The sequence below is a fragment of the Mesorhizobium erdmanii USDA 3471 genome (assembly GCF_000472705.1).
Classification (GTDB): Bacteria; Pseudomonadota; Alphaproteobacteria; order Rhizobiales; family Rhizobiaceae; genus Mesorhizobium; species Mesorhizobium erdmanii.
Genome location: NZ_KI421454.1, coordinates 456757 through 468262, shown reverse-complemented (window position 1 = coordinate 468262; position 11506 = coordinate 456757). Strand labels below are relative to the sequence as shown.

General features: G+C 61.5%; 10 protein-coding genes and 2 pseudogenes. 4 read left to right on the top strand and 8 right to left on the bottom strand.

The annotated features are described in order from the left end of the window. Positions 1-92: pseudogene (locus A3AU_RS01000000136685) on the bottom strand (co-chaperone GroES); the annotation flags it as partial. An 809-nt stretch (positions 93-901) separates the two neighbouring features. On the opposite strand from A3AU_RS01000000136685, the gene A3AU_RS0132655 reads away from it, so the two are divergent. From A3AU_RS0132655 to A3AU_RS0132640, 4 genes and pseudogenes are all read left to right on the top strand, one after another. Then, positions 902-1177 carry an acyl carrier protein gene (locus A3AU_RS0132655; RefSeq protein ID WP_027056588.1) on the top strand — a complete coding sequence of 92 codons (276 nt, stop codon included), beginning with the start codon at positions 902-904 and terminating at the stop codon, positions 1175-1177. Further along, a pseudogene (locus A3AU_RS1000000137160) lies at positions 1178-2380 on the top strand (beta-ketoacyl-[acyl-carrier-protein] synthase family protein). 320 nt (positions 2381-2700) lie between these two features. Then, positions 2701-3435 (top strand): 3-oxoacyl-[acyl-carrier-protein] reductase, encoded by a 735-nt coding sequence (fabG, locus tag A3AU_RS0132645; RefSeq protein WP_027056587.1) that lies wholly within the window; start codon positions 2701-2703, stop codon positions 3433-3435. Between the two features lie 478 nt (positions 3436-3913). Continuing rightward, the gene (locus tag A3AU_RS0132640) at positions 3914-4504 is read left to right on the top strand and encodes a NodA family N-acyltransferase (RefSeq protein ID WP_027056586.1); all 591 of its coding nucleotides are present in this window, start codon (positions 3914-3916) and stop codon (positions 4502-4504) included. Positions 4505-5479: 975 nt separating this feature from the next. Here the strand turns inward: A3AU_RS0132640 and panD are convergent. The 7 genes from panD to A3AU_RS0132595 all read right to left on the bottom strand — a co-directional run bounded on the left by panD (position 5480) and on the right by A3AU_RS0132595 (position 11505). Beyond that, positions 5480-5932: an aspartate 1-decarboxylase gene (gene panD / locus A3AU_RS0132625; protein WP_027056585.1), complete on the bottom strand. Its 453-nt coding sequence runs from the start codon at positions 5930-5932 to the stop codon at positions 5480-5482. A 56-nt stretch (positions 5933-5988) separates the two neighbouring features. Continuing rightward, entirely contained in the window at positions 5989-6972 is a 984-nt protein-coding gene (locus A3AU_RS0132620) for a beta-ketoacyl-ACP synthase III (RefSeq protein WP_027056584.1), read from the bottom strand. After that, positions 6969-8234 (bottom strand): adenosylmethionine--8-amino-7-oxononanoate transaminase, encoded by a 1266-nt coding sequence (locus A3AU_RS0132615; protein ID WP_027056583.1) that lies wholly within the window; start codon positions 8232-8234, stop codon positions 6969-6971. Before A3AU_RS0132615 ends, A3AU_RS0132620 begins: the two co-directional genes overlap by 4 nt. Next, complete coding sequence (bioD, locus tag A3AU_RS0132610) at positions 8234-8869, bottom strand: dethiobiotin synthase (protein ID WP_027056582.1); 636 nt, start codon at positions 8867-8869, stop codon at positions 8234-8236. Before bioD ends, A3AU_RS0132615 begins: the two co-directional genes overlap by 1 nt. A gap of 11 nt (positions 8870-8880) precedes the next feature. Beyond that, positions 8881-10020, bottom strand: coding sequence for an 8-amino-7-oxononanoate synthase (locus A3AU_RS0132605; protein ID WP_027056581.1), 1140 nt, complete (start codon positions 10018-10020; stop codon positions 8881-8883). After that, entirely contained in the window at positions 10017-11012 is a 996-nt protein-coding gene (bioB, locus tag A3AU_RS0132600) for a biotin synthase BioB (protein ID WP_027056580.1), read from the bottom strand. The genes A3AU_RS0132605 and bioB overlap by 4 nt, the downstream gene beginning before the upstream one ends. A 145-nt stretch (positions 11013-11157) precedes the next feature. Next, entirely contained in the window at positions 11158-11505 is a 348-nt protein-coding gene (locus tag A3AU_RS0132595; RefSeq protein ID WP_027056579.1) for a hypothetical protein, read from the bottom strand. Position 11506 lies beyond the last annotated feature (1 nt).

Sequence of the window (11506 nt, the reverse complement as noted above, 5' to 3'; positions counted from 1 at the left end):
GGGATGATGATCCCGCCGGCGGTCTTGGATTCGGATTCGACCCGGCGAACGACCACGCGGTCATGAAGCGGGCGGAACTTCGACTTTGCCATTTTTTCTTCCTCGATGAGAACGGTGGGAAAAGCGTCCGGCAGCGCCGGACAACCTACAAAGCTCGGCTATGCCGGACCTACTGTTAGCACTCACCAAGGACGAGTGCTAACATGGTGACGGCATAAGGCCTAGGCTGGGGCTAGTCAAGACAAGAGGTGGGCGATCACGATATTCCGGGCGATGCAGGCCTGAAAGAGTTCGAGCGAATCGATGGTGTTCGGAAGCTCGGCCCGAAAGATAATATCCGCCCTTTCGGATCGCTAACCCCTTGGGCCTTCAGCGATGCGCAAGCGCCGTTTCGTTGCACCGGAGAGAGCGAGTGTGAGGCGCTGAGCATCTAGTAGCGACCGAGACGTGCCCAGCTTTTGCGTGGGGTGGCCATGCGGGATGTCTCCTGTAGCATTATCGCCCGCACCAGAGGCTTGCCCGTTTATTGGACTGTATTTCTATCCATAGGGTGGATGCATCTCATCGAAACAAACGATTTTCTCAATCTTCCGGAATCTCGCATTGACAGCACCTCACACGTCCTGATTGCCCGCTACCCTCATCGTGTGACAACTGCGAAAAAAGAGCCTGAAAGGAGAAGATCTTTCCATGAGCTCAGACGTGCGATGGAAGTTGCCGCGGGAAAATGAGCTGCAGTTGGATGCCAACGCCTCAGAGCAACCGGAACTCATCCGGTCTCCATAATTCGATTGGTGTTGGTGGGTTGCACAAGCCTGGTCAGGGACGATTTTTGCGACGTGACTGGCAGAGGTATGGCGCCGCACCCACGTCAAAAGGCATTGCTATGGAAAGGAACACAATGGCTGATCAACTCGCAACGGAAATCATTGCCACGATCAGGAACCGCGTCGAATCGGAGAGCGGCGAGAGTGCGTCCATCATCGGCGAAATAACGACTGCCACGGAACTGACCTCGCTCGGAGTCGATTCGCTGGGTCTGGCGGATCTCCTCTGGGATGTGGAGCAGGCCTACGACATCAAGATCGACATGAACGCGGCGGATGCCTGGTCGAATCTCAAGAATGTCGGCGACATGGTGGAAGCTGTCCGCGGTTTGCTCGCGAAGGGGGTCTGATTGGACAGGCGAGTCGTCATTACTGGGATGGGCGGGCTTTGCGGCCTAGGCAACAACGCCGCCTCTATCTGAAAAGAGATGCGCGAAGGTCGCTCCGCCATCCGCCCGATGGTCACTTCTGCGCTTCATGAGATGAAGGGCACTGTCGGTACCGAGATCAAGGAGCTGCCCAAGCACGACATCGGCCGCAACCAGCTCGTCTCCATGGACCGCCACAGCTTGCTCGCTGTGCTTGCAGCGCGCGAAGCCATGCAACACGCCGGACTTTCCTGCGATGAGGGAAATCCGTATCGCTTCGGCGCGACAGTGGGCGTCTGCGGCTGGGGAACGGTCGAAGAAACCTACCGCGACCTCCTTTTGGGCGGGGCGAAGCGTGCTGGCATTTACACTGCACCAAGGGGGTTGCCGAGCGCCGCTGCCAGCCAGGTCAGCATGAGTCTCGGCCTGCGCGGCCCGGTCTTTGCCATCGCCTCCGCATGCGCATCAGCCAACCATGCGATCGCTTCGGCCGCGGATCAGATCAGGCTCGGCCGGGCCGACGGGATGCTTGCCGGAGGCGCCGAAGCGCCGCTCGTATGCCTTCAGATGAAGGCATGGGAAGCAATGCGCGCGCTCGCTCCGGATACTTGCCGGCCCTTCTCCGCCGACAGGAAGGGAGTGGTGATAGGCGAGGGTGCGGGCATGGCCGTGCTGGAAAGCTATGAGCATGCCGCCGTACGCGGTGCCACAATGCTTGCCGAGATCGCAGGCATCGGCCTTTCCGGCGACGCCTTCCACATCGTCGCGCCGTCTATCGAGGGGCCGGAGGCCGCGATGCGCGCTTGCCTTGCCGACGACGGGCTGAATGCCGAGGACGTGGACTACCTCAACGCCCACGGCACCGGCACCAAGGCCAACGATCAGACCGAGACGGCGGCGATCAAGCGCGTCTTCGGAGACTATGCCTATTCGATGTCGGTCTCGTCCACCAAGTCCATGCACGCGCATTGCCTGGGCGCAGCGAGCGCACTTGAAATGATCGCCTCCGTGATGGCGATCCGGGAGGGCGTCGTGCCGCCGACCGCTAATTATCGCGAGCCAGATCCCGATTGCGATCTCGACGTCACGCCCAATGCGGCGCGCGAGCGCAAAGTGCGCGTGGCACTGAGCAACGCCTTCGCCATGGGCGGCATGAACGCAGTTCTGGCGTTCAAGCAGGTGTAAAAGCGATGCGAGATGCCTCCAGTGACTCTATCTTCGGATCCAAATGCTTGCCGGATCACGATTGTGAAGGACCTGCCCCTTGGACCGCCTCGGTGAATGCGCCAAGTGGCAGCGGAAGCTGGACAAGCCGGGCCCCATTTTTTGGTAAAATTCTCAACTGTTGAAGCGACGTGGACGTACCGCTACCCGGAAGGTTAAGCGAGGCCCTTCGAGTCCGGCTCGAGGGCCTGTCCAAAGCTGTACCCGATAATGTCTGGAAGGCGCATGGCCGCCAGTGACCGCTTCCGTGCGAAGCCGGTCCTTAGAAAGGGAATCGATAAATGTTTGATCTGACCGGCCGCAACGCGCTCGTCACCGGAGCAAGCGGTGGAATCGGCGAGGCCGTGGCGCGGGCGCTGCACGCGCAGGGCGCAACCGTCGGCCTGCACGGCACGCGTGTCGAAAAACTCGAGGTGTTGGCTGCCGAGCTTGGCGGGCGGACAAGACTGTTTCCGGCGAACCTCTCGAACCGTGACGAGGTCAAGGCGCTGGGCGCAAACGCGGAAGCCGAACTCGAAGGCGTCGACATACTGGTCAACAATGCCGGCATCACCAAGGACGGGCTTTTTATCCGCATGTCGGACGCGGACTGGGACGCGGTACTCGAGGTCAACCTGACCGCGGTGGTCCGGCTCACCCGCGAACTGACCCATTCGATGATGCGCCGCAACGGCCGCATCATCAACATCACCTCGGTGTCCGGCGTAACCGGCAATCCCGGCCAGGCGAACTATTGCGCGTCAAAGGCTGGCATGATCGGCATGTCGAAATCGCTGGCGCAGGAGATCGCGACACGCGGCGTGACGATGAACTGCGTGGCGCCGGGCTTCATCGAATCGGCCATGACCGACAAGCTGAACGACAAGCAGAAAGAAGCGATCATGGCCGCCATTCCGGCCAGGCGCATGGGCACCGGCGTGGAAGTCGCCTCGGCTGTGGTCTACCTGGCCTCGAACGAGGCCGCCTACATCACCGGCCAGACCATTCATGTGAACGGCGGCATGGCAATGATTTAGCCTCAAAAGTTCAGTGCGCCCCGATGACGCGTATCAACAGTGGAGGAAGTCCCACCCATAGCTGTCGGTTGGTCTGGCAACTGACGAGCGGGTCGGTCGGGCAACTGGCCGGGTCGAAGCCTCGTGATAAAGGCCGCCTTGGGGCCGAGGCTAGACAAGTTCTTTGAAACGCATGCTTTCCTATCCATAGCGTGGATGCATTCATCGAAACAAAGGATTTTGCCCATTCTGCAGAACGTCGCATAGTAAGATTTCAAAGATGTAAGCCAAAAGGTAATTATCGATGTTTGTATTGGCTCCGAGCAGTATTTTTCTGGTGTACGCCTTCCGGTGTGCTCGGAACACAACCGAGTCGCATGTTCATTGCGGCTAGTTTCTTCGGTGACCTGCGCAAGCTACATCGAGCCGGCTCGATGCGACAAGCGTCCTCCTGCTAGGCGCTTCCCCAACAAAACAGCAACAATGATGAGGTCTTTCCATGTGCTCTGACGTGCGGTGGAGGTTGTGCTGGGAAAATGAGTTGCAACAGGCCGACCATGTCGAACTCTCCGAGTTTTTCCGAAAGACCTACGGACCGACTGGGGCCTTCAACGCAGAGCCATTCGAAGGCGGCCGTAGCTGGGCCGGTGCGAGGCCGGAGCTCCGCGCAATCAGCTACGACGCGCACGGCGTAGCGGGTCATATCGGCATACTACGCCGCTTCATCAAAGTTGACGAGGTCGAGCTCCTGGTGGCCGACCTGGGGTTGTACGGGGTGCGACCGGATCTTGAGGGACAAGGGATCAGTCATTCAATGCGCCTTGTATATCCAGTGTTGCAGCAGCTTGGGGTTCCATTCGCTTTCGGCACCGTTCGGCACGCGATGCGGAACCATATGGAGAGGTTCTGCAGAGACGGCCTGGCGGCGATTGTGTCGGGCGTTCGTGTGCGGTCCACTCTCGCAGATGTGTATCTCGACCTGCCGACCACGCGCGTCGAGGACGTGCTCGTCGTGGTTGTGCCGATTGGACGCTCGATGAGTGAGTGGCCATCCGGCACCCTGATCGTTCGGAACGGTCCGGAGCTATGAAACATCTTGAAGGTGCCGGGTGATGGCGCTGAGGACAAGAGCGGCGGTTTTTTTGCAGAGCTACTCGGACTGAATACGCGTTCCCATTCACGTTAGCTGTGGATAACAAGGCTGAATTAACATGCAAAATCTGCGCATCTAAGTCGATCCGAGCACGAGGTTGCACGCGCACGGATTTTGCGGACCTGAATCGCCGTCACCCTGAAATCGACAAGGCATCGGCTATCCCAAAATCGGGGCTTGACGTTACGTAAGGTCCCGTGTTTTCCGATGTGCGGGAACGACTTCCAGTCTCAGCCCAAGGGCGACGAAAATGAGGGGCAGCAATGGTGGCTGGCGAACCTAATGACGTGCGCGTCAAGCGTTGTGGTGGGGGATGGGTTGTTCATATTGTCGAGGACGGCAAACTGACAGTTCTTCGGTTCAAGACACAGTCTCCCGCCGAAAATTTCGCCGATGGCCAACGAGCCAGGCTCGGTCTTGCTGCCAAGCCACCGATCGAGGAACCTGATATGTAACCGATCAGGCGTCAGATGGCTGGTGGCCTTTGGGCGCCGGCGGGAAACACTTTGCCGAAGGCCCACCTCAGTGCTGCTTGCGGCCGTTCGGCTAGCCATATTCGCGATGATTGGTTGATGCGGAAGACGGTGGCCTGCTTGATCGACACGGCGGCAAAGATCATGAAAAGCCAGGTCGTCAAGGACCCAGCCGCGGCGCTTGAGAAGGCAGCAAGAATTTGCAAGCCGCCACCGCAAGTAACCTGAGACAAGGGTCAGACATGCAAACCGCTGTTCGCCGATCAGCAGATGCGAGACATTGCGCCATCCCACGAAGGCCCACGGTGCCCAAGGCGCAGTGGGCATCAGCCTTTCGAAGCTGAGCGTCAGCAACTTCGTCGAGTCTTAGACTAGACGCTCTTCAGTGCCGAGCACGTTGCAACGGGGCGAAGAGGCTCGCACATCTGTGGAGCGCGGCTCACGCCCCGGAGACCAGGGCAGGAATGACCAAAGGCTCATCCGCCTCGTCAAGAATCGCGAAACTGTAACGGCCGTCTGTGTCAATATCGACGGAGTAGCTCAGGCGGTCGAGTATGTGGTTATCCTGGTCGAACGTGACGATCCGCGGCTTCAGCGAAGTGACATGCGCTTCGTCCAGGTAGATGGAGCTGCAGACGATAATCGGGTCGTCGGGCTGACAGGTGCGAGCCGCCGCTCCGTTGAGGATGCAGCACCGTGAACCGCGCTCGCCGAGGATGACATAGGTCGAAATCCGCGCACCGGAATTCTTATTCCATATCTCCACGAATTCCATCGGCAGGATCCCGGCTGCCTCGCAGTGGTCGGGGTCGAGCGTTATCGAACCATGGTAGTTGAGGTTCGCTTCGGTGACGTGAATGCCGTGCAGCTTGCCGGCCACTATTTTTCGCATTGGTTCTGTTGTCCTCATCATCATACAAGGTGAATCTTGGCAGCTGGTTCGCTCGGCTAAATTCCGACGACGAGGGCACCGCCGCTGAGGCCCGCGCCCGCCGCCGCCAGAAGAATTTTCTCGCCCGGCCGAAACGGCTGCATCCGATGGGCCAGCGACAGCGAGAGCGGGATCGTTGCGGCGGAAGAATTGCCATAGTCGGCGATCGTCTTGACGATCGCGTGATCGGCTATGCCTAGGTTCCTCCCGACCGCGTCGAAAATGCGGGCGTTGGCCTGATGCGGCACGAACCGATCGATATCCTGCGGCCGCATTTGGGCTGTAGCGAGCGCGTCCTCCGAGCAGGCAGTCATCATCTCGACCGCCTTGCCGAACACTTCACGGCCGTCGGTGATCGTCATGCGGATCTGCTCGAGATCGAGGTCGCCATGGAACGGTCTGTTGCTTCCTCCCGCCGGAATCTGGATCAGCCCGTAGCGCGAGCCGTCGGAATCCACCGAAGCGCCGAGAATGCCTCGATCCGGGTCATCGCACGGACCAATCACCACGGCGCCGGCGGCATCGGCAAACAGCACGGCGCTGGCGCGCTCGGCCGGATTGATGCGGCGGCTGAGGATGTTAGCAGCAATGACAAGGCTCGCTTTGCCGTGGAGGCGGGTAAAGCCTTCGGCAAACATCAGCGCATAGATGAAGCCGGCGCAGGCACCGGTCAGATCGATCGCTCCAGCACGACCCAGTCCCAGCCGATGTGCGACCAGTGGCGCGCTCGGCGGCAGGAGGTGATCGGGTGTCGAGGTGGCGAGCAACAGCAGGCCGATGTCGCTCCGGTTGATGCCCGCATTTGCCAGCGCCATGTCGCCGGCATGCGCGGCAAGGCCCGACAGCGTGTCTTCGTCCGTTGCCCAGAAGCGCGACCGAATCCCGGTGCGCCGCTCGATCCAGCCGGGTTCAAGCCCGAGACGATCTTCGATTTCCGGGTTCTCCACCTTGCGCGCCGGCGCATGATGACCAAACCCGAGAATGCGCGACGACCGGCTCATGGCTTTGAGCCGAAGCGTTCGCCGGCCTCCTCGATGGCGTCATAGAGCCCGTCCAACTCGTCTCCGGTGATGCAATAGGGTGGCAGAAGATAGAGGACATTGCCGAGCGGGCGCACAAGCAGGCCGCGCTCAAGGAAGAATGCGCGCAGTTTTGGCCCGATTTCGGCCAGATAGCCGGCAGAGTCGGTACGCAGATCGAGGGCGGCGATCGTGCCGGTCGCCCGGCTGTCGGAGAAATTTGGATTGTCCCGGAAGCGTTGAAGCCCGGCGGCCTGCTTCGCGCTCAGGGCCGCGATCCGCTCGGCCACCGGCTCGTCCTGCCAGATCTCGATATTGGCAAGTGCTGCCGCGCAGGCGATCGGATTGGCGGTGTAGGAGCTCGAGTGGAAAAAGGTCTTCTTGCGGTCCTCGGAATAGTGAGCCTGGAAGATGGCGTCAGTGGCAAGTGTGGCGGCCAGCGGGATGGCACCGCCGGTCAAGCCCTTCGAGGTGCACAGGATATCAGGAGATATGGACGCCTGCTCGCAGGCAAACATGGTTCCGGTGCGTCCCCAGCCGGTCATAACCTCGTCTGCGATCAAGAGCGTGCCGGAGGCCTCAGTGATCTTCTTCAATTCAGCCAGAACCGAAGCCGGATACATCAGCATGCCGCCAGCGCCGAGCACGAGCGGCTCGACGATCAGCGCGGCGACGCGCCGGTCACGGCTGACAGCCTCGAAACGATCCAGCGTTTCCTGCTCGCGGCCGGCGGCCGGGAAGGGGATGGTGTCGACCTCAAAGAGCAAAGGCTCGTAGGCGGCGTTGAACACGCCGCGGGCGCCGACGCTCATCGTGCCGATGGTGTCGCCATGGTAGCTGTGCTCCATGACGGCAATGCGCGAGCGCGGCGCGCCGAGGTTGCGGAAATAGCCGAGCGCCATTTTCAACGCGACTTCGACGGAGGTCGAGCCGCTGTCGGAATAGAACACCCGGTCGAGGCCGGGCGGGGCGAGGCCGACAAGCGCCTCTGCCAGCTGCTCGGCCGGCTCGTGGGTGAAGCCGGCGAAGATGATCTGGTCGAGGCTCGACGCGGTCGTCTCGATGGCCTTCATGATGCGGGGATGGCGGTGGCCATGGGTGACGACCCACCAGGAGGAAATCGCGTCCAGGATGCGGGAGCCGTCGGCCTTGTGAAGATAGGCGCCTTCCGTCCGGACAATCTCGGGGATTGCCGGCTCGAGCGCGTGCTGGGTGAAGGGATGCCAGACTCGAGACTGCGTCATCATTCGCCTCCTGCGATCGCTGTGAGGTCGAAGCCGGCAACCATCGCTTCCCTCAGCGTCTCACTTGTCAGCGGATCGAGAAGCGGCAGTCTGCCAAGCTGGCGCACGCCGCTGAATTCCACGATCGTCCTCTGCGTATCGGCCACCTCATCGCCGATGAAGGCGATGCCGATGAGCGGGATGGAACGGGCCCTGAGCGCTTCGATCGACAGCAAGGTGTGATTGATCGTGCCGAGCGTGGTGCGGGCGCACAGAATGACCGGCATCCGCCACTGTGCGAATATGTCGACGAACTTGGTGCGCCGGTTGAGCGGCACCATCAGTCCCCCGGCACCTTCGATGACGATCGGACCCGGCAAGTCCGGAAGCGAGAGCTTTGCCACGTCTATCGCGACGCCGTCGAGTTCGGCTGAACGATGCGGCGACAGCGGCTCCTTCAGGCGATACACTTCGGGCAGGACGCGCCCCATCGGCAGGCCGGCGAGCCGTTCCACAACCTCGCTGTCGGTTTCGCCGTCGAGGCCCGATTGCACCGGCTTCCAGTAGAAACCGTCGAGCAGGCCGGCGAGTCCTGCCGAAAACACTGTCTTGCCAATTCCGGTATCTGTTCCGGTGACGACGATGCGCTTGGTCATGTCGGCTCCGGTCATGTTTGGGCCAACACCTCAACGAGCGCCTCGACCATGGCGGAAATGTCGGCTGCGCCGACGTTGAGCGTCAGCGAAATGCGCAGCCGCGACGTGCCCTCGGGAACGGTCGGCGGACGAATGCCACGTATGTCGAAACCGCGAGCCTGCAATGCCGCCGCCACCGCCATGGTGCGCCTGTTGTCGCCGATGACAAATGGCTGGATCTGCGAGCCGCTGGGTACCACGCCGCAACGCTCGGCCAGTTGGCGGCCCGCGAAGGCAACGCGTTCCTGCAACTGAACGCGGCGCACGGGCTCGTCGGACAGCATGGCGAGCGCTTCGCGCACTGCCACTGCCATCAGTGGCGATGGCGCGGTGGCGTAGATGAATGGCCGGCAGCGATTGACGAGATAGTCGCACAGCGTTCGTGGTGCGGTGACAAGCGCGCCGGAGGCGCCAAGCGCCTTGCCGCATGTATGGAGCGCGATGATGTTGTCACGGCCCTCGAACGCGGCGGCCAGCCCCCGGCCGTCCGGCCCCCAGACACCCGTGGCGTGCGCCTCGTCGACCACGATGAATGCTTCATGCCGATCGGCAAGCGCGACGAGGCTCTCCATCGGCGCGCAGTCGCCATCCATGCTGTAGAGGCTTTCGACGGCGATCCAGACGCTGCCCATGCCGCCGTCGGCGCGCCAGCGGGTGATCGCATCCTCGACGGCATCGACGTCGTTGTGCGCGGTGAGCTTGAACTCGGCGCGGCCACCGCGGGCCCCCTCATGCATGCTGGCATGAGCAAGCTCGTCGAGGATCAAGAGGTCGCCCTTTTGCGGCAGCGTCGTCAGCAGAGCGAAGTTGGCGATGTAGCCGCTGCCGAAGAACAGCGCGCGCTCGGCTCCGAAGAACGCCGCCGCGTCCGCCTCCAATTGCTCATGCTCCGGTGCATGGCCGCGCAACAGCCGCGATCCGGTCGCGCCCACCGGCGTGCCCCGCGCAATCGCCGCCGCAACCGCCTCGCCAAGTCTTTTGGAGGTGGCGAGCCCAAGATAGTCGTTCGACGAGAAGTCGAGCCCGGCGCGCGGCACAAGTGTGCGCAGCCGGTCCTTGCGCGCCAGTCCCTGCAAGGTCGCGTCATAGCGGGCAAGTTGTGCCCCGTTCATTGCGCCCCGAGTTCCATCGGCTCGATGCCGAGACGGCGGAACAGAAGGCTATCCTTGTCCTCGCCCGGATTGTTCGCCGTCAGCAGCGTGTCGCCGACGAAGATCGAGTTGGCGCCGGCAAAGAAGCACAGTGCCTGCATCTCGTCGGTCATGGCGGTGCGGCCGGCCGAAAGCCGGACATGCGATTTCGGCATCATGATGCGCGCCAGCGCGATCACGCGCACGAATTCAATCGGCTCGATGGGTTTAGCTTCGGCCAGCGGGGTGCCCTCGATCGGGATCAGCATGTTGATCGGAACGCTTTCGGGATGCTCCGGCAGATTGGCCAGCGTCACCAGCATGTCGATTCGGTCGATTGGCTCCTCGCCCATGCCGACGATGCCGCCGCAGCAGACCTTGATGCCGCTGTCGCGGACATTGGCCAACGTATCCAGCCGGTCGGCAAAGGTGCGGGTCGAAATGATCTCGCTGTAATAGCGCTCAGAGGTGTCGATGTTGTGGTTGTAGTAGTCGAGACCGGCCTCTTTCAGACGAGCGGCCTGCTCAAGATCGAGCATGCCGAGCGTCATGCAGGTCTCCATGCCCAACGCCTTGACGCCTTCGACCATCGCCACCACCGCACCCATGTCGCGCGCCTTGGGATTTCGCCAGGCCGCGCCCATGCAATAGCGGGTGGCGCCGGCGTCACGCGCCTTGGTCGCCTCGGCGATGACGCGCCGGACCTCCATCAGCTTTGACGCCTTCAACCCGCTTTCATGATACGCCGACTGGCTACAATAGCCGCAATCCTCCGGACATCCGCCGGTCTTGATGCTGAGAAGCCGGCTCAGCTGGACCTTGTTGGGATCGAAATTCTGGCGATGCACGGTCTGCGCTTGAAACAGCAGGTCGTTGAAGGGCGCGTCGTGGAGCGCCTGGGCTTCCGCTCGCGTCCAGGGGGGAAGCGCCCAACCGATTGGATCCGAGGTCAGGTCTGGGCTGAGTTCGTTCATAAGGTCTTGTTCTCCATAATCTTCCGTCCTTGGCCTGGAGCGTTGCAGTGGATGCTGAAGACAAGGCGCATGCCAGCGGGAAGTCTTCTATCGAAACGCGACTGGTGGCGCGCTTGAGCGGACTCTCCAACTGCTGCCCGCAGGCTCAACTCACGTCATCCGTGGGGATTACGGTTTCCGTTATTTTACTTTGAGCACAGGAATGCTCCTTTCTGATCGCGTCGCAGGATTCGGTGAAGGCGACGTCCAGCAGATAACCCAGAAGTTCCAGCCCGTGAGAGGCCGCCAACTGGCGCATCTCGTCGAGTCGGCAGATGATGACGCCAAGGGCTGCGACGCGGCTTTCTGTGCCTTGCTGGTCCGTCCCTCCCGCCTCCGTTGTTGAAGCGTGTCGCTTGGCGCCGAGAAGGCTTGCGTCGGCTGTTGGTGGAACCGGGGACGTGCTGACGCAGTTTAGCCTGCCACCGAAGGAGTTCCTGCGATCCCGGTTCATG

Bases quoted from the DNA above. Each gene is read 5' to 3' on its own strand.
- fabG (WP_027056587.1), top strand. From the start codon at position 2,701: ATGTTTGATCTGACCGGCCGCAACGCGCTCGTCACCGGAGCAAGCGGT.
- panD (WP_027056585.1), bottom strand. From the start codon at position 5,932: ATGCGAAAAATAGTGGCCGGCAAGCTGCACGGCATTCACGTCACCGAA.
- A3AU_RS0132620 (WP_027056584.1), bottom strand. From the start codon at position 6,972: ATGAGCCGGTCGTCGCGCATTCTCGGGTTTGGTCATCATGCGCCGGCG.
- A3AU_RS0132655 (WP_027056588.1), top strand. From the start codon at position 902: ATGGCTGATCAACTCGCAACGGAAATCATTGCCACGATCAGGAACCGC.
- A3AU_RS0132615 (WP_027056583.1), bottom strand. From the start codon at position 8,234: ATGACGCAGTCTCGAGTCTGGCATCCCTTCACCCAGCACGCGCTCGAG.
- A3AU_RS0132605 (WP_027056581.1), bottom strand. From the start codon at position 10,020: ATGAACGGGGCACAACTTGCCCGCTATGACGCGACCTTGCAGGGACTG.
- A3AU_RS0132595 (WP_027056579.1), bottom strand. From the start codon at position 11,505: ATGAACCGGGATCGCAGGAACTCCTTCGGTGGCAGGCTAAACTGCGTC.
- bioB (WP_027056580.1), bottom strand. From the start codon at position 11,012: ATGAACGAACTCAGCCCAGACCTGACCTCGGATCCAATCGGTTGGGCG.
- bioD (WP_027056582.1), bottom strand. From the start codon at position 8,869: ATGACCAAGCGCATCGTCGTCACCGGAACAGATACCGGAATTGGCAAG.
- A3AU_RS0132640 (WP_027056586.1), top strand. From the start codon at position 3,914: ATGTGCTCTGACGTGCGGTGGAGGTTGTGCTGGGAAAATGAGTTGCAA.